Origin of the sequence: Pseudoalteromonas sp. BZA4 (assembly GCF_040104395.1) — a bacterium.
Lineage (GTDB): Bacteria > Pseudomonadota > Gammaproteobacteria > Enterobacterales > Alteromonadaceae > Pseudoalteromonas.
The window spans coordinates 1-17,844 of sequence record NZ_JBECOT010000072.1; the positions used below are offsets into that span (position 1 = coordinate 1).

Annotated in this window: 15 protein-coding genes; 6 read left to right on the top strand and 9 right to left on the bottom strand. The window is 40.3% G+C overall.

Annotation, left to right across the window (positions count from 1 at the left end):
* Positions 1-755: 755 nt before the first annotated feature.
* Entirely contained in the window at positions 756-1,403 is a 648-nt protein-coding gene (locus tag ABMY41_RS19175) for a GNAT family N-acetyltransferase (RefSeq protein ID WP_349275932.1), read from the bottom strand.
* Positions 1,404-1,550: 147 nt separating this feature from the next.
* Here ABMY41_RS19175 and ABMY41_RS19180 point away from each other — a divergent pair, with 147 nt between their 5' ends.
* The 3 genes from ABMY41_RS19180 (at position 1,551) to ABMY41_RS19190 (ending at position 2,976) form a co-directional block, all read left to right on the top strand.
* Positions 1,551-1,781, top strand: coding sequence for a DUF2789 domain-containing protein (locus tag ABMY41_RS19180; protein ID WP_036969581.1), 231 nt, complete (start codon positions 1,551-1,553; stop codon positions 1,779-1,781).
* Positions 1,782-1,936: 155 nt separating this feature from the next.
* A complete protein-coding gene (locus ABMY41_RS19185) occupies positions 1,937-2,203 on the top strand; it encodes a hypothetical protein (RefSeq protein WP_055021916.1) in 267 nt (88 codons plus the stop codon).
* Positions 2,203-2,976 carry a Zn-ribbon-containing protein gene (locus tag ABMY41_RS19190; RefSeq protein WP_054553724.1) on the top strand — a complete coding sequence of 258 codons (774 nt, stop codon included), beginning with the start codon at positions 2,203-2,205 and terminating at the stop codon, positions 2,974-2,976. Before ABMY41_RS19185 ends, ABMY41_RS19190 begins: the two co-directional genes overlap by 1 nt.
* Before the next feature lie 61 nt (positions 2,977-3,037).
* On the opposite strand, the gene syd is transcribed toward ABMY41_RS19190, so the two are convergent.
* A complete protein-coding gene (gene syd / locus ABMY41_RS19195; protein ID WP_349275935.1) occupies positions 3,038-3,577 on the bottom strand; it encodes a SecY-interacting protein in 540 nt (179 codons plus the stop codon).
* Positions 3,578-3,636: 59 nt separating this feature from the next.
* Here syd and queF point away from each other — a divergent pair, with 59 nt between their 5' ends.
* The gene (gene queF, locus ABMY41_RS19200) at positions 3,637-4,482 is read left to right on the top strand and encodes an NADPH-dependent 7-cyano-7-deazaguanine reductase QueF (RefSeq protein ID WP_055021917.1); all 846 of its coding nucleotides are present in this window, start codon (positions 3,637-3,639) and stop codon (positions 4,480-4,482) included.
* Between the two features lie 68 nt (positions 4,483-4,550).
* Here queF and ABMY41_RS19205 read toward each other — a convergent pair whose 3' ends face one another.
* Positions 4,551-5,585: an isoaspartyl peptidase/L-asparaginase gene (locus ABMY41_RS19205; protein WP_349275937.1), complete on the bottom strand. Its 1,035-nt coding sequence runs from the start codon at positions 5,583-5,585 to the stop codon at positions 4,551-4,553.
* A 124-nt stretch (positions 5,586-5,709) separates the two neighbouring features.
* On the bottom strand, positions 5,710-6,414 hold the full coding sequence (locus ABMY41_RS19210) for a SapC family protein (RefSeq protein ID WP_054563614.1): 705 nt from the start codon (positions 6,412-6,414) through the stop codon (positions 5,710-5,712).
* Between the two features lie 243 nt (positions 6,415-6,657).
* On the opposite strand from ABMY41_RS19210, the gene ABMY41_RS19215 reads away from it, so the two are divergent.
* A complete protein-coding gene (locus tag ABMY41_RS19215; protein ID WP_349275939.1) occupies positions 6,658-7,368 on the top strand; it encodes a DUF6445 family protein in 711 nt (236 codons plus the stop codon).
* 38 nt (positions 7,369-7,406) lie between these two features.
* Here ABMY41_RS19215 and ABMY41_RS19220 read toward each other — a convergent pair whose 3' ends face one another.
* The 5 genes from ABMY41_RS19220 to pgi form a co-directional block, all read right to left on the bottom strand.
* Complete coding sequence (locus ABMY41_RS19220) at positions 7,407-8,873, bottom strand: tryptophan halogenase family protein (protein ID WP_349275940.1); 1,467 nt, start codon at positions 8,871-8,873, stop codon at positions 7,407-7,409.
* A 76-nt stretch (positions 8,874-8,949) separates the two neighbouring features.
* Positions 8,950-11,547: a TonB-dependent receptor gene (locus tag ABMY41_RS19225; RefSeq protein WP_289098367.1), complete on the bottom strand. Its 2,598-nt coding sequence runs from the start codon at positions 11,545-11,547 to the stop codon at positions 8,950-8,952.
* A 657-nt stretch (positions 11,548-12,204) separates the two neighbouring features.
* Positions 12,205-12,915, bottom strand: a complete 711-nt coding sequence (gene pgl / locus ABMY41_RS19230) for a 6-phosphogluconolactonase (RefSeq protein ID WP_058586230.1) — start codon at positions 12,913-12,915, stop codon at positions 12,205-12,207.
* A gap of 5 nt (positions 12,916-12,920) precedes the next feature.
* A complete protein-coding gene (zwf, locus tag ABMY41_RS19235) occupies positions 12,921-14,393 on the bottom strand; it encodes a glucose-6-phosphate dehydrogenase (RefSeq protein WP_054563610.1) in 1,473 nt (490 codons plus the stop codon).
* A gap of 267 nt (positions 14,394-14,660) precedes the next feature.
* Entirely contained in the window at positions 14,661-16,307 is a 1,647-nt protein-coding gene (gene pgi / locus ABMY41_RS19240) for a glucose-6-phosphate isomerase (protein ID WP_349275942.1), read from the bottom strand.
* Between the two features lie 348 nt (positions 16,308-16,655).
* Here pgi and ABMY41_RS19245 point away from each other — a divergent pair, with 348 nt between their 5' ends.
* Entirely contained in the window at positions 16,656-17,687 is a 1,032-nt protein-coding gene (locus tag ABMY41_RS19245; RefSeq protein ID WP_349275944.1) for a LacI family DNA-binding transcriptional regulator, read from the top strand.
* The last annotated feature ends 157 nt before the right edge of the window (positions 17,688-17,844 follow it).

Genomic DNA, 17,844 nt, shown 5'->3' on the forward strand with positions numbered 1-17,844 from the left:
ACAACATTGTTTATCCAATAGAGTGTTTTCGGGCTATGACGAAATTGTCGATGAAGTTTCAAAGGCATGGAATCACTTTATTTCAATCCCGGATCGAGTGAAGAAAATGTGCAATCGGGAATGGATTAAATTGATTTAATCTTTATGCGGAATGGTATAAGGCGTAGCTAATAGCCACGCCCCAATCTTGCTACTTCCATGATTAAGTATCCTTACTTATGCCGAAGCTGCCTTTTTATCTTTCCCCTGAACGGGTATACATCCGATACACCCACCATGCTACTTCATGTAACATTTAACACATCCTAGTGCCGTCCTCTTGCCGTCAATGGCTATCCACTTCGTTTTCCAAACGCTCCTTTAGCTTCCTGCTAAAATCATCCTTTGGTCAGTCCTTTTCAATCGCTCCGCGATTGTACTGCATCCTGGCAGTGTCCTTGTTCTTCCTTGCTTCCCTAGCTCTTGTCCCTTTGCTTCCTGCTAAGCATCTTGCTTTGTTGCCATAATCCTAATCCTTGGCATTAGTTCAATCGTTGAACCTGCGTCTTCTTGACATGATTAAGTTTAGAGAAATGCGGATATCTTGGTAGGCATAAAAAGTAATTTTTTCTAAGTCACAAAAATGACAAAAACAATAAATCCTTTAAAATCATTACAATAAGCAATTATGGGTACAAATTTAAAGGCATTAAACTGATAAAACGCACAGCAATGTGAGATTTATCTCACATTGCTATTTCCAAAACGTCCTTTTGTCATTTTGCTGCTTTGAACATCAAGTCACCTTCGACTTGGTTAAAGCTCAAGGCCTTGAACACTTCAAACCCTTCAGAGCTAAAGAATTCACGCTGTTCAGAGCGAGTAACAAATACGGCTAAACCACTTGCTTGATTGCTTGACTCAACTAAATCATCAAGCCCTCGTAGCAGATATCTGCCTAAACCTTGCCCCTGAAAATGTGGGTCAACGGCTATAAAGGCTAAAAACAGATAATGACCTTTACTCGAAAGCGCTTCGCGAATAGTGCGCTCTTTTTCTATAAGCTGATTGGTTTGCAAGTAACCCGCACTAAGCATCAGTTTTAAGCGCCAATGCCAGTATCGTTCAGCTTGTAGTTCACTTGCCGAATCGAATACACAGGCAATGGCCTTTAATCTGCTTTGTGAGTAAAGACCTATTAGAGGCTGCTTTTCTTGCCAGAAACTTGCTAGCTCTTCACGTACTAAAGCACGTAATTTAGTTTCATATTTACTTGGGTTATCTTGTTGAAAACCTAATACATTCTGAAGAACGGGATCATCATGATAGGCTTGATAAATAAGGCTTGCGGCAGTGCTAATATCTTCAGCACTCAGGTATTGCACACTTAAGGTTTCGGGTTCAGCAACTGTCAAAATACTCATCCTTTTATTTGTTTTATTATTTTCGTACTAGACTATAAGGTATATACCCAACAGCGATTAAAGACAAATTCAGCGTAAGTTAAACTGCGGTTCATCATCATTAAGTTCAAGCAGTAATAATTATCGCCATACACAAGGAGCAGAACTATGGATACGACAAAACATGATATTTCGACCCTATTTGCACAACTTGGTTTACCGAGCAAAGAAAGTGAAATAGATGCTTTTATAGCATCCCATCAACTGTCTGATACAACCCTATTGCAGGAAGCGCCTTTTTGGGATGAAGCTCAGCAACACTTTTTAGCAGAATCACTTGCAGAAGATGGTGCTTGGAGCGAGGTGATTGATGAATTAGACGCAAGGTTACGCCAGTAACGCCTGCGACCAAATTTACGAGCTTAAATAACATTCTTTTAGCTCGTAAATTAGGAAAGTAATTTCACTCCACATCTATTATTGCTACCATACGCGCGCACTGCAGCCCATATACTGCGGTGCTTTTTAGTCTTTATAAAAGAGTTTATACAAAAATGAATGCCGTTGTATTTGATGCAATTAAAACCCTTCTTGATGAAGGTAAAACCCCAACAGTTGCCTTAACTAAAAGTAAGCTAGCCCAACCAATGCCGATGCCTGTGATCATCGCTGCGGTTAGCCAATATAAAAACAATCCGGATTCAATTAATAATTTCATCAATAACCCGTCAAATGAACAACTGAGTACACCAAAAGAAAGTCAATTGGATCGTATTGAAGCAAAATTAGATAGGTTATTAGCACTGCTTGAGAAAAAATAATGTTTGTTGTCGATCTGACTTTTGATTGCTACCAAGATACTACCCTAGAGCTTGCTGAACAGGCGATAAACCGCCTAGTGAATGCGCTTCGTTTTAACGGCCAAATTATTGGTGATGAATTTCCAACGGTTTTAAAAGATGGATTTTTCATTACTCGTGTAATGTGCCCAACCGAAGATGCGATGCATCCGCTCAACCATAGCCCGTTTGTAAAACATAGCATTGAGCAATTAAACACTGCAGGCTTACTGGCACCAAAAGTTAAAGTGGTCGGCCAAGACATTCACTCAAATGGCGCAGACATGTGTCATGATCCGTCGTGCTATATTTTGTATACCACGTACGTGCACACCTGTAGCCCGCTTTATTGTGGTGATGACTTTTTGCCTGTGCCATTATTTCGCATTCCAGCAATTGCCAATGGCGATTACAAAACACTCATTAAATGGCAAGAAGACTGGCAAGCGTGCGATCAAATTCAGATCAATGGTGCAACCCGTTGTGAATTTCCTGCGCTTGAAGAGCTAACTAGCATCAAGAGTGACTTATACCGCCGTGGTCGCGATATCACGAAACGTATTAGTTTTCTAACCAAGAAGCCGGTTTATTACTATTTATACCGTGTAGGCGGCGTTGACAAAGAGTCAGAGCTTAAACGTCGCTGCCCAAGCTGCGATGGCGAGTGGAAATTACCAGAGCCATGGTTTGGCTTATTTGATTTTCGTTGTGAGCCCTGTGGCATTGTTTCGAATATCTCGTGGGACTTTCAATAACCTAATAAAGGTAATAACCAGATACACGAAAGGGGCAACCGCCCCTTTTTACTTATTGAATTTACACCGTTACTTTGTCTAAAAACTCACTGATGCTATTCGCTAGCACATGATGTGGTTTTTTACCCACATACTCTAAGCAAACATCACCGCTTTCGACTAATACAGTGATCAGCAGATCATCTTGCTCTGTAAGACCAATAAATACGGTTTCTGGCTGCTTTAGCTTGCGCTTCATTAACACGTGACCGGTAATATTTTGCTGTAAGCGGCTAAAATCATCTTCATTCCATGCTTGTAGCAGTTCAATGTGATGATCATCAATACTCAATAACAAATTACCCGCATAGACATGACCAAACAATGGGCTTAAATCTTCAGGAAACGATAACTCTAGTGCCTTGGCTAAGTCTTCTAAACTGCCAGCAGGTTGTTGTGGAACTGCACACCACTGAATAAGCCCCTGCTCATCTACTTCGCCCTGCTCACATGGACTTGGCCATGCTGTATCATGTTCAATAACAGGAAGCTTTCCTGTGCGTTCGAGGCATTTTTCACTAAATGCTTGATGTAACTTATCTAGTTTTGTAGAAACAGACATACTGCGAAACTCATTGGCTTTAGGTATAATGCCGCCATTGTAACTACAAAAGTGTAAAGATGACAGATTACAGCAACTCACCCGAACTGAAAAACAGTGTTCTTGGTAAAAGCACAGAGTATGTAGATACCTACACACCCAGTTTACTGTTTCCTATTGCCCGTAAATTAAACCGTGATGCATTAGGTGTTAGCGAAGATAACTTACCGTTTAAAGGCCAAGATATTTGGACTGGCTATGAATTATCGTGGCTAAATAGCAAGGGTAAGCCAATGGTCGCTGTGGCAACGTTTGTATTTCCTTGTCAGAGCAGCCATATCATTGAGTCTAAGTCATTCAAACTGTACCTAAATAGCTTTAATCAAACACGTTTTGAGACGCTAGATGGCGTACATCAAGCGCTTAGCAAAGACTTGTCAGATGCAGTTAATGCACCGGTGGTCGTTACTTTATACCAAGCAGATGATTTCAATTGTTTGCCATTTTCAGCGTTACCGGGCGAATGTATTGATGATCTGGATATCGAAATCACCAGCTATGATATTGATGCAAGCTCACTTCGCCATAATGGTGATGAGATTGTCTCAGAAACCCTACACAGTCACTTACTAAAATCGAACTGTTTGATCACCTCACAGCCTGATTGGGCGAGTGTGATTATTCGTTATAAAGGCCAAGCGATTTGCCATGAAGCCTTATTAAAATATTTAATTTCATTTCGAACTCACAACGAATTTCATGAGCAATGTGTAGAGCGTATTTACTGCGATTTAATGCAGCAGTTAAACCTTGAAGAGTTAGAAGTGTATGCCCGTTATACACGCCGTGGTGGTTTAGATATCAACCCTTATCGCTCAACGAATCAAGATGAAACACCCTTCAAGGTAAAAATTAATCGCCAATAACTTTGGTGACAATAAAAAACCGAGTTGTGAACTCGGTTTTTTATTGTCTGAAGATTCGTTACAGATAATTACTCGTCTTTAAAAATACCCACATAAGTTGGTGATGTATTTGATTTACTCGCACGGTACATACCAGCGGTGTTAAACGGCAAGCTAATGTTACCTTTAGCATCAATAATGATCACACCGCCTGTGCCACCTATAGGCATTAATACATCGTGGATCACTTCGTTCCCCGCTTCTACAATAGTTTTACCTTGGTATTTTACGCGAGCACAAATATCAGCTGCCACATTGTAGCGAATAAAGTACTCGCCATGCCCTGTTGCAGATACTGCACAAGATTCGTTTTCAGCAAAGGTCCCCGCACCAATCACTGGTGAGTCACCTACACGACCAAAACGTTTTGCTGTCATACCACCTGTAGAAGTACCTGCAGCGATATTACCGTTTTTATCAAGTGCAACTGCACCGACAGTGCCCATTTTGTAATTAACCGGCAGGGCTTTGTGTGCAGCTTGGTAGTCTTTGCTAGTTACTTTTTGTTTATCGAGCTTTTCTTTTGCTTTTAATAACGCTTTATAACGGTGCTCAGTATCAAATAGGTTGTTTTCAACCAGCGGCATACCTTGAGTTTTTGCAAACTCTTCAGCACCTTGGCCGCTGAGCATAACATGCACTGATTTTTCCATCACTAAGCGCGCCAAGTTAATTGGGTTTTCAATGTGTTTAACCCCAGCAACAGCTCCAGCTTGGCGTGTACGACCATCCATAATCGATGCGTCAAGCTCATGTGCACCGTCATAAGTATATACAGCACCGCGACCAGCGTTGAAATACGGCGAGTTCTCCAGCACATTAATTGCCGCAGTGATAGCATCTAGGCTCTCACCGCCCTTTTCAAGCACGGCATAGCCTGTTTCAACGGCTTCTTTTAGTTTTGCACGGTAAGCTTTTTCTTGCTCTGGCGTGAAGCGGCTCTTTTCAATCGTTCCTGCACCACCATGAATGGCGATAGCAAAAGGTTGATCACTACTGTGGCTTAAAGAACTAAATGATAATGCGCTAAGGGCAATGGCTGAGGTGAGTAATGTTTTTAACATAGGGGCACTTATATTTATTTTAGTTTGTAAGCCCAATGTGAATAATTCGGCGCTGCATTTCAAGCTTTAACCGACGAAAGAAACAAAAAAAGCGCCTAATGGCGCTTTTTTCAGCTGTTTAAAATTAAGCTTGAGCTGCTTTTAAACGTGCTAAACGTGCTACTTGGTGAGTAGACGTTAAGAAAGAGTAGATAGGTGCTAAGTAGCCACGCTTACGAAGGTCTAAGAACTCTTCATCACTTAGTGAGTTAAGTTTTTTCTCATCAACAAGGTAGATACCGTTGATGTCTTTTTTCTCACCTTTGATTTCTACAGTTAGCGTTTGAGCTACTAGTAGTTCTTTGTCTGCAAGGTACTTAGTGAATGCTTCAGTGACCTGAGAGAACTCGATGAAAGAAACAAGCGCTTCTTTACGACGCTTAAGGTACTCAGTTTCTTCACCGTTTTCGAAAAGTGCATTACCTGTTTCTTCGCTTACAAGCGGGCTTGCTTCGTCGATTACGATACCAAATTGGTCAGCTTCTGGGTGCTTAACAAGACCTAGTGGGTAACGAGTCATAGACATAGGTGCAAATGCAGCTGTCCATTTGTCGTCTTGAATGAAAAGGTTCTCGCCTGGCTCTAGACCAAATAAAGCAACTGCTTGGAATTGACCTGATTCGTTGTTTTTAACAAATGCCATTGGGAATTCATTTGCGATGCGTGCAAATTCGTGTGCAACCACAGGTACTAAGTGCTGAGTTTTCATGAACTCAATGTTGATGCCATTTTGAATTTTAGTGTTGGCATGTTTTTCGTTATGTAAAGGCTGTACTTGTTGCTCCGCCATGATACTGCTCCATTAATTTTATAATATGTTTTTGCTGTTAGTGCCCAAAGCCTATAGGTTTTGGCAACAAAAAGGAAGTGAAAATTTTGTGGCAGTTTGTACATTATAAATTAACAAATTTACCTACATTACCAATCAACCCCAAATGATGAAAAAACAAGCTATAAACAAGTAAATATTATCACGCATAAGCCACTATTTTTGTTAGTATATTCAAAAATTATGGGAAGAATAAGGCAAACAATGAAAGGCTATCAATTAAATAAAGACTATAAAGTAAGCAGCGTTTTCATTGCTGAAATTAATGAGACTGTCATTATTGTTGATGACTTTTTACACAGCGTTGAGCCTATTTATCAATTTGCCACAGATACAGCCTATTTCCAGCCTTTTGGCAGCGATGGCACACTTTACCCAGGCAAACGAGATGAAATGCCTGCGCCTTATTACCGAGCTTTTGAGCAGCTACTTAACGAGCTTTTAGAGCAAGGGATCATTACAAGCGGTGAAAATAATTTATATCTTCACCGCTGTAAGCTTTCATTAGTTACTCAAAATGCGGATGAATTAAATACCTTACAGCGTATGCCACATATTGATTCAACGGATGATAAAACATTTGCAGCAGTGCATTATTTGTCTCCTAAAGAATGGGGCGGCACAGGCATATACAAATACCTCCCCGAGAACATAATTAAAGTGACAGCTGATAACCAAAATAGCGTGCATAACATGATTGCTGATACAGAAAAACACAGCGCAACTCATCAAGGCTATTTAAATGAAACAACAGCGCTTTTTGAAAAAGTGGTGGATATTGAAGCGAAGATTAATAGGCTCGTAATTTATAAGAGCAACCTATTGCATAGCGCAGCTCTTTTTAATCACAAAGAGTACAGCAATGATATAAGCAACAGCCGTTTATCTATCTCTTCATTTTTTAGAATTAGCTAAGCTGACTAATACTTTTTTAGCCAGCTCAGTTAATCAAATTAGTACTTCTGTAAGCCAAATTTCTTTATTTTATCTAATAGTTCTCTGTGCTTAGGTAGCTCGCTTAATAACTGCTTGACGCGTTGCTGTTTGGCAGGTACATAATGCATACCAAACAATACATATAAGTAGTTTTCTAAGTCGAATAAATCAAACTTACTGGCGAAGTCTTCCCGTACCGGCGTAAAGCGATGCCAGCGTGCTAGGTTATTTTTTAGTTTGTCTGATAACTGGTCGGCTTTTTTGTTATCACGCCAAAAGGCTGAATCAGTTCTATCCGAAATAAAGTAATGCATTTTTATAAAATCGAACGTTTGTTGCCATACATAATTCACCTGCTGATTATAATCATCAGCAACTAAGTTAATGTCATCTCGGGTACGCGGAAAACGCTTTGCTAATAACCCCGCAGAAAAGTCTGCAATTAAGATGGCAGTTGCTTCAAGTGGCTCAACAAATCCTTGCGACAACCCGATAGCGACACAGTTTTTGTGCCACATTTTTTCTCTATGCCCTACTTTCATTGGGATCTTTCTTGGCGTTAAGTGCTCAAATTTATTACCTAAATAATGATGCAATTTAGCGTGTGCTTGCTCATCGCTCATATACTTAGATGAATAAACAAACCCCACCCCTCTTCGCTCTGTGAGTGCAATATCCCAGATCCAACCGGCTTGGTGTGCCGTAGCAATAGTGTAAGGTGGTATTTCATCATCGCTTTGTGTCGGTACTTGCAATGTGATTGCAGTATCAGTTAATAAACTAGCTGATTTATCTACAAAACCGACCCCTAATTTTTGCCCTATAAAGGCAGCCGAAAAACCAGAGCAATCAATAATAAAGTCAAACTCTAAGGCGTTACCTTCTGAGTCGATTAGGTGTGTAATAAAACCTTGCTCATCACAGCTGACATCTTTAATTTCTGCAAACAGGTGTTTTACAGCAAAATGTTGCGCGGCATGGCTTCCTAAGAATGCAGCAAACTTTTTAGCATCAAAGTGATAGGCATAGCCATTGATACCTGCATATTGAGGTGTCGCAATTGTTTTCGGTGCTAGGTTATTTTCACAACACGCATGTTGCTTAGAAACAAACTCGGCGTAATCATTACCGTTACCCTCAGCAAGCCACTGCTGCGTTAACTCCTCACCGAATATATGTGGGTGATCAAATAAATGATGGTAAAAGTTAGCACCATGTTTGTGTTTATCTAGCCAATTTACAAACTTGATTGACTGCTTAAAAGTAACATCACATTCATTGATGAAGTCACTTTCGCTGATACCAAACTTTTGCAAAGAGTTGCGCATCGAAGGAACAGTACCTTCACCGACACCTATGCTGGCAATATTAGGTGACTCGATTAATGTGATCTCAATACCGCTTTGCAAAAGCGCATGGCCTAAATGGTTAGCGGCTAACCAACCTGCTGTTCCACCACCAACAATTGCGATTTTTTTTATCATTTTTACTCGCCCACTTTTTACTCACAAAAAAGCCCAGTACGAGCTGGGCTTTCTTAATTTCGTTATCTAAATCAAATTAGAAACGTAGTGATACACCTAGCTTGTAGCGTGCTTCACCTTCAAAGCTCCATGCTGGGTAGCCGTTACGAAGCTCAGGTTTAACATCTGCATCACCTGAGGCAGTACCAATTTGAATACTGTCTTCTTCAGTAATGTTAACCGCTTCAAATGTTAAGTCTAGATAGTCTGTTACTGAATACTTAGCCGTTAGGTCAAGTGTACCGTAGTCTTGATGCTCACGGTTACCATAGAAACCTGGTGCTTCACGAACCATGTACTCTGAACGCCAGTTATATGCTAAACGTACGCTGTAGAAATCAGCCTCATAGTAACCAACTAAGTTAACCGTATGCTCTGAAGAGTCAGAGAATAATTCAATACGGTCAGGGAAGTTTTCTGCAGGAGCTTCTGAATCGACGTAAGTATAATTAGCTTGGTAGCCGAAACCATTGTCAAAACCATCTTGAATTTGTAGCTCGATACCTTTAATCTCACCACCTGAACCCGTCCCTTTAGAAGCAACTGTCCAGTCATCCTTTCCAGTGTTAGGGTCTGTTATACCAATACTTTGATTAGTCACTTCATCTACCTTAGTAAATGATGAGATATCTTTGATGAAGTAAGTAGCACTAACCATGCCGTCACCATCAAAGTAGTATTCAATACCAAAATCAGCTTGTGTTGCTTTGAATGGCTCCAGACCGATATTACCAGTAGTGATAACTTCATTACCATCTACATCATCTTCATAACCCGCTAATGATGAAGATGCAAACATGTCAGTGTAGTTAGCACGTGACATTACTTGCGCTGCTGAGAAACGTAGAATCATATCTTCAGTCAAATCAAATGCCACGTTAACACTTGGTAATACTTCGCTGTAATCAGCTTTATCAGTGCTTAGGCTGTTTGCGTAGTTACCATTCGCATCTAGTGCGAAGTAATCAGATGATGCATCTGTAGAGGTATAACGTAGTCCAAAGTTACCACGTATGCCTTCAGCAGAAAAATCAGCCATTGCGTAAAGTGAAAAATTTTCTTCATTTACTGTACCATAGCCAGCCTTATAAGCGATTGATGTATTATCAAAGCTAGTAATCGCTGCGTAACCATCAGAGAGCATTTGATCAAGGTTAGGTTTAGGTATAGTGAAACCCGCCCCTGAGGATACTGTGCCTGAATAATAATGAGATGCATCGTATGCCGCGATTGAGTCTACTAAATTCGCAGTATAAGTCTCTTGTTTAACGTCGTGATCTGCCCAACGGAAACCTGTTTTGATTGCAGTAATTGCACCAAAATCAACAGGGAATGTTAAATCAAACTGTGCGTATGTTTCTTCATCAGAGTTAGGTTGCTTTTTGAGTGCCCAACCAGCTGAAGATAGTTGCCCTTGGAAGTCATCAGCAGTGAACGACTTATTCGCAATATCAATATCAATTACGTCACCTGTCGCATCGTATGTGCCCGCATAGTCTGCAGGAGTACCTAACCAAAAACCATAGTTCGCAGTGAGGTCCGTACCACCTTCTGATTGTGTGTTACCAACTCGGCCTTTAAGCTCAAAATTATCACCAGCGTATTTGAATTCAAAATCAACCGTATCCGAAGTCATTGAACCTGCACGAGCCCACGTTTGTGCCCAGCCTGGGTTTGCACCTTCACCTGAACGACGGTAGAAAGTACACGTACCATCTACATTAACTTGTTCACAAGCTGCATCTTTATCGTCAGGGAATATTAAAAATAGAGAAGTATTTGCGTTATCAGCTGAAAGATCTAGGCTCATAACATTAAGACCTAGCTCTAAACTATCAGTTGGGCGATATTGGAAAACGGCATTGATAGCAGTACGTTCACGTTGTTGTTGGAATGTAGAAGGAACAATGTCACCCCAACCTACTAAAGATTCAATACCATTGCGCTGATAATTTGTTTCAGAAAATGCTGCTGAGACTAGTGCACCAAAGGTTTCTTCATCATTTTTCCAGCTATAAAGACCAGAGATTTCAGGATCTGTTTCTTCTGAGATCGTGCCGTAGTCAGCTTTCACACTTCCAAAAAGGGTATTCGCGTCAAGATCTAAAGGCTTACGAGTGTTTACGATGACCGTACCACCGATACCACCTTCGACAAGGTTTGCCTGAGATGATTTATAAACCTCAATACCACCAACCATTTCTGGTGGAAGTAATGTGTAGTTAAAGCTACGGTCGATTGATTGTTGGTCATACCAACCTGTTGAAGCGACTGAGTGCCCATTCAGTAAAGTACGCGTTAATTGTGCAGATGCACCACGAATAGACACTTGTTGACCCTGACCAAATGCGCGGTTAACTGCTACACCAGAAATACGACCAAGCGCTTCACCTACATCGCTATCGGGAAACTTACCGACATCTTCTGCAGATACAGCATCGACAACGCTGTCAGCAAAGCGCTTAGTATTCATTGAAGCTTCAAGTGAACGGCGAATACCGCGAACTTCAATTACTTCAACATCTTCTTGAACTTTAGTTTCTTCTGCTGCGTATGCAGCGCCAGTGAACCCAGCACTCATTACGAGGCCGATATTAACTGCTAATAAGCTTTTCTTAAAATTTTTAGCTAACACAGGATTCCCCTTGAATCATTTTGTTGGTTTTTTATATCACTTCTGCCCAGTGATGATGACAACGCTGTCATCTAGTAACAAACCATACACTCTAAATTACATTTGTGCTACATCTTTTTGGTTGATTTGTGCAAAAAATTTACAACGAAATAATCAAGTTATTGATATAACTAATATTTAATATTGAGTTTTTTAAGAATTGTTACAAATAAACGGCGCAAATATAGCATGAGTGATATTGCAGATGAAAAGACCAAAAGGATGAGTTTTTGAAATTTGCTAAAAATTACATGTATTTTTGTAAGCTTTAGTTTCCATTGGGCATTTATTAACCATAACTAAAAGTTATATAAAACCTGTTATCTAACAATAAATTAGCTTAAAAAACTAATGTGTTTCTAAAAGCGCGCTGTCATGTACAAATTATTTTTAACTTTTTCTGGGCAGAATGAGTTAAAGGGAATACTGAGAATAACAATCAATAATAATGACAACGCTGTCATTTTTAATTATATAGAGCCGTTTTGTACTTGTCTAACACTTTATCGGGCTATTTAAAGAAAGCGTATTTATGCAAAATCGTTTGTTAAAGATGAGAATTTAAAACAAAAAAGCGAGCATAATAGCTCGCTTTTGACATTGAGTTTAATCGGGCGATTAAGGCGCCCAATAAACTTCGATATTGATATGTGGGTGATTCAATACAGCACGTAAAGGCATGTCAGCAACTGCACCGCCCTCTTTTGCTTGCTTGTAAACAGCGAGCTTTTCTTCACCGCTAATTAAAAGCTTCACTACTTTAGAGTCTGCAATCGCAGCTAAAGTTAACGTCATACGCTCAGTGATTTTACCTGTTACATCGCTTTCAATAGCGTTAATTGCACATACTAAATCATCTGTCGCAAGGCCGTGTTCAAGGCCTTCGGCATGAGGGAAAAGAGAAGCCGTATGACCATCTGGACCCATGCCTAAAATTGTCACATCAAAAGGACGCTTTAATGCTTTGTATGCAGCTTCACATTCTGCTACACCGTTTTGTGCCGTTAATGCGTCATTTTTCATTGTTACGAAATTAGCTGCAGCGCCATGGTTTTGTAATAGCGTGCTTTTGATAAATGCTTCATTACTTTTTTCATGATCAGCATCAACCCAACGCTCATCAACCATAGCAACATCAATGTTTGCCCAATCAAGCTCAAGGTTTGATAAGTGCTTATAAGCAGGTGCTGGCGATGAGCCACCCGATACCATCAGTACCGCGCGACCATCTTCTTTAATACCAGCAACAAGGCTTTGTTCAAGGCTTGAAGAAAGCTCAGCTGTTAATTCGTCTTTGTTTGCAAAGAATTTTTCAACAATTGTTGCCATCTTAATTACGCCTTATCGCCTGTGTTAAACCAAACGTGGTTGTTTTCTTCTAAAAGCTCATCTGCATCTTCAGGGCCCCATGTACCAGCTCGGTATAACGATGGTGCACCTTTTTCTTGCCAACGCTCAATGATTGGGTCAATCCATTTCCATGCTTGACGCACTTCATCACGGTGAATAAACAGTGATGGGTTATTTGCTGCGGCATCTAACATTAAGCGCTTGTAAGCATCTGAATGGAAACCATTACTGTACGCTTGCGATAACTCAATGTTCATGGTTACTGGTTCTAATTGCATCTCAAGGTTATCAAGGCGCTTAGACATCAGTGTTAATTGAATTGTTTCTTCTGGTTGCAGACGAATAACAAGACGATTTGGCTCAATGTTACCTACGTTGTCGGTATAAACGTTGTGAGATACTTTTTTGTATTCAACAACGATTTCAGCACAACGCTTTTTCATACGTTTACCAGTACGAAGATAGAAAGGCACACCTGCCCAACGCCAGTTATCGATGTGCGCACGAATAGCAACAAAAGTTTCTGTTTTGCTCGCACCTTCGTTTAATTCTTCTAAGTAACCTGGGACGATTTTACCGTCTAAGTTACCTGGTACATACTGACCACGTACAATGTTTGCATCAACATCTTCAGCCACTAACGGACGTAACGACTCAAGTACTTTTAATTTTTCAGTACGGATGCTGTTCGCGTTTAATTTGTTTGGTGATTCCATTGCCACTAAGCAAAGTAATTGTAACAAGTGGTTTTGTACCATATCGCGTAATGCACCCGCTTTATCGTAGAAACCAGCGCGGCTTTCTAGGCCCACAGTTTCTGATAAGCTGATTTGGATGTTATCGATTGATTTTGCATCCCACAGGTTTTCAAACAGTGAGTTTGAAAAACGCAGTGCCATTAAGTTTTGTACTGTTTCTTTACCTAAGTAATGGTCAATACGGAATACTTGCTCTTCTTTGAAGTATTCAGCAATTTTTGCATTGATTGCTTCAGCAGACTCACCGCAGTAACCAATCGGTTTTTCAACAACAACGCGTGACGTTTCTGTGATCAGACCTTTCTTAGATAAAATTTCACAACAGCTACCGTACACTGCAGGTGGTAATGAAAGGTAAAAAACACGAGACTTGTCTGCGTCGTGTTCATCAAGGATATCTTTTAGTTTATCCCAGTCATCATCGGCTTCGGTTACATTCGTTACAACTGGCACAAGATAAGCTGAAAATGCTTTCCAATCTTTTGCGTTGTACTCACCTTTACCTAAAAAGTCTTGTAACGCTTTATGTGCTGTTTCGATGTATTCTTTACGTTTGCTTTCTTCACGTACCGTAGGAAGGATACGAGAACCTTGAGGAAGGTTGCCCTCTTGATAAGCGCGATACATTGCAGGAAGTAACTTACGTAACGCAAGATCACCGCCGCCCCCAAAAATTACGATATCAAATGGATTTAACATATATCACTCTCTACATTGGCAATGCCATGTTAATCGACTCATGCAGTATGGCAGTGCGTGTTGTTATCTGGTTGATTGGCTGTGTTAGATGATCCCTTTAACAAAGCCTGTTGAATTTGTTGTAAGTAGTTTACTCATTATTCTTATGTTAGCTGAAGTAAATGAGTCTTAGGGGCTCTGTAAATCCTCTCACAAAAATACAGGCCCTAAGAACTCCAGCGCTACCCGTTCAAAGGTATTCGGTTTGCAGCTGTTGCTGCGAATCTATTACTGCTTACGATGTGTTTTATAGTAAGCGATCAGCCCGTTGGTTGAGCTGTCATGTGGATGACTGACTTCGTCATCAAATAATTCAGCTTCAATTTTAGAGGCAAGTCCCTTACCTAGCTCTACACCCCATTGGTCAAATGAACAGATTTCTAAGATAATGCCTTGGCAGAAGATCTTGTGCTCATAAAGCGCAATTAAACGTCCTACCGTTTTAGCATCAACTTTATCTAACAACATTGACGTTGTTGGGCGATTGCCTTGGTGAATCTTATGATTCAATAATTCTGCAATTTCTGCTTCAGATTTACCTTTTGCGGTTAAATCTGCAGTTACTTGCTCTGCATCAACACCGGCCATCATCGCTTCGGTTTGTGCAAAGAAGTTTGATAATAAAATATCATGGTGCTTACCAATATTTACTTGCGGCTCAATTGAGGCAATAAAGTCAGCAGGTACAATTACATTACCTTGGTGCAGACATTGGTAAAAAGCATGTTGGCCATTAATACCTGTCATACCCCAAATAATTGGAACCGTCGTGTAAGGAACCGTTTCACCAGCAAAAGTAACATGCTTACCGTTACTTTCCATCTCACCTTGCTGTAAATACGCAGGTAACATGTGTAGTGCTTGGTCATACGGTAAAATAGCTTGTGCCGTATAACCTAAAAAGCTAGTGTTCCAAACACTTAAAAGCGCCATTAACAATGGTACGTTATTTTCAAATTCAGCATTTTTAAAATGCTCATCAATTTCAAACGCACCTTCTAGGATCTCTTCGAACGCGTCGAAGCCTAGGTACAGGGCGATTGGTAATCCTATCGCACTCCATAAAGAAAAGCGACCGCCTACCCAATCCCACATTGTGAATACGTTTTCATCAGCGATACCAAAGGCCGCTGTTTTTTCTAAATTGGTGCTTACAGCTACAAAGTGCTTAGCAATATGTTCTTGCGCTTGTGCTGTTTGTAAAAACCACTCAACAGCCGATTTAGCGTTAGTCATGGTTTCTGAGGTTGTAAATGTTTTAGATGAGATAACAAATAATGTTGTCTCAACATCTAAACCTTGCAAAACAGATGCAATCTGAACACCATCAACATTTGATACATAGTGAACATTTAATGTGTCGTCAGCATAAGCAGCAAGTGCTTCGGTTGCCATTTGCGGACCAAGGTTTGAACCACCTACACCAATAGCAACAACATCTTTTACAGCTTTACCTGTGTAGCCTAACCACTCGCCACTGCGTACTTTGCCAACAAAGGCTTTCATTTTAGCAAGCTCAGCGTTAACAGCGTCTGTTACGTTTTCACCATCAACCATTACAGCTGTGTTAGCGCGGTTACGTAAAGCAGTATGAAGTACAGCACGGTCTTCAGTAATGTTAATTTTCTCACCACTGAACATCTTGTCGCGCCATGCGCTGATATCGCACTCTTTCGCTAAAGCAATTAATTGCTCAAAAACAGTTTTATCAATTTGTTGTTTTGAGTAATCGAATAATACACCTGGGATCTGAGCAGAGAATTGCTCGAAACGCGTGCTATCTTTGGCAAATAAATCTTTAAGATGAATTTGTTTCATCTTCTTGGCACTTTCAGATAGTGCTTGCCAACTAGCTAATTGCGAACGGCTGCTCATATATATAATCCCCTCAAAACTTGCAACAAACTGATTTTTAACTATCTTTTTATTAATGTTGAATAAAGACAGCAATTAAAAACACGATGAAAATTAACACTAAGTTAAAATGACAACGCTGTCAATGTTCTACTTTTACATTTTATAGTCGAGATAATAGCGCAATTTTTCTCTTTTGACACCGGTATCATAAAAATTATCTCAATTATTTTACTGCTAATTTGGTAGAACATTAGATACACTAACTAACTTATATTAAATATTGATGTACCTATTCAGAAAAAGCGCTCTGGTGAACACTTATCGATATTATTATAATACAAATATAACTAACTATAAAGTAACAGTATGAAAGTAACCATAAATGATGTAGCCAAACTCGCTGGTGTTTCAATGAAAACCGTATCGCGAGTAATTAATAAAGAGCCATCGGTCAGAAAAAAAACGTACGACATAGTGATGGACGCTGTTAACACGTTGAACTATCAACCAAACCTTGCAGCTCGTAACCTAGCAGGCACATCGTCTTTTACTGTTGGTTTAGTTTATGACAACCCGAATGCTTATTATGTCATCGATATGCAAAATGGTGTGTTGTCGCGCTGTAAAGAAGAAGGCTATGAGCTGGTGATTCATCCATGTAACTACCTTGATGGCAACATGGAAGAAGACTTTAAAACCATGATCAAGCGCTCTCGCTTAGCAGGCCTTGTATTAACGCCACCGCTGTCAGAGCAAAGCAGTATCATCGAGATGCTTGATGAAATGGGTATTCATTATGTACGCGTACTCTCTGGTCGCCCTACAGAAGAAGACCAAGATACTTGTATCTATGTGAACGACTACGCCGCTGCGTACGAAATTACTTCTCACCTACTCTCGCTAGGCCATAAGAATATTGGTTTTTTATGTGGTGGCAAAGAGCATAAATCAACAACTGAACGCTTAGAGGGTTATCAGGCCGCATTAAAAGATCACAGCATCTCGATGAATGATGAGCTGATCTATGAAGGCCAGTATTCTTTTGAATCAGGTGTAGAAGGTGCAAAAGCATTGCTGGGTGAAAATAACCCTAAAAACATCACTGCCTTACTAGGCGGTAACGATGAAATGGCAGCAGGCGCGTTATTCGCCTCACGCTTAATGGGGATCGAAATTCCACAACAATTATCAATTACCGGCTTCGAGGACTCACCGTTCTCGCGTCAGACTTGGCCTAAACTCACTACAGCTCATCAGGCAAATGATGTGATTTCGCAGCATGCAGCGCGTTTACTGTTTAGAAAAACCCGTGGTGCACGTAATCAAGATAAAGACATCATCACGAACTTTACCCCTTCATTAGTGGTACGGGAAAGCTCAGGCCCAACCTCAGCTTAATTTATTCAAGTTACGAAAAAGCCGCTATAGAGCTGTCTCTTATACACAAATCCCTGCTAAGAAATTAGCGGGGATTTTTTTGAACTAAATTTCAACATCATGATCAGATCTTCAAATCTTGTTTGGAGACACATTATGATTAACGACCATACTCATT

Coding starts and splice junctions, on each gene's coding strand:
- ABMY41_RS19175 (WP_349275932.1), bottom strand. CDS start 1,403: ATGAGTATTTTGACAGTTGCTGAACCCGAAACCTTAAGTGTGCAATAC.
- ABMY41_RS19180 (WP_036969581.1), top strand. CDS start 1,551: ATGGATACGACAAAACATGATATTTCGACCCTATTTGCACAACTTGGT.
- ABMY41_RS19185 (WP_055021916.1), top strand. CDS start 1,937: ATGAATGCCGTTGTATTTGATGCAATTAAAACCCTTCTTGATGAAGGT.
- ABMY41_RS19190 (WP_054553724.1), top strand. CDS start 2,203: ATGTTTGTTGTCGATCTGACTTTTGATTGCTACCAAGATACTACCCTA.
- syd (WP_349275935.1), bottom strand. CDS start 3,577: ATGTCTGTTTCTACAAAACTAGATAAGTTACATCAAGCATTTAGTGAA.
- queF (WP_055021917.1), top strand. CDS start 3,637: ATGACAGATTACAGCAACTCACCCGAACTGAAAAACAGTGTTCTTGGT.
- ABMY41_RS19205 (WP_349275937.1), bottom strand. CDS start 5,585: ATGTTAAAAACATTACTCACCTCAGCCATTGCCCTTAGCGCATTATCA.
- ABMY41_RS19210 (WP_054563614.1), bottom strand. CDS start 6,414: ATGGCGGAGCAACAAGTACAGCCTTTACATAACGAAAAACATGCCAAC.
- ABMY41_RS19215 (WP_349275939.1), top strand. CDS start 6,658: ATGAAAGGCTATCAATTAAATAAAGACTATAAAGTAAGCAGCGTTTTC.
- ABMY41_RS19220 (WP_349275940.1), bottom strand. CDS start 8,873: ATGATAAAAAAAATCGCAATTGTTGGTGGTGGAACAGCAGGTTGGTTA.
- pgl (WP_058586230.1), bottom strand. CDS start 12,915: ATGGCAACAATTGTTGAAAAATTCTTTGCAAACAAAGACGAATTAACA.
- zwf (WP_054563610.1), bottom strand. CDS start 14,393: ATGTTAAATCCATTTGATATCGTAATTTTTGGGGGCGGCGGTGATCTT.
- pgi (WP_349275942.1), bottom strand. CDS start 16,307: ATGAGCAGCCGTTCGCAATTAGCTAGTTGGCAAGCACTATCTGAAAGT.
- ABMY41_RS19245 (WP_349275944.1), top strand. CDS start 16,656: ATGAAAGTAACCATAAATGATGTAGCCAAACTCGCTGGTGTTTCAATG.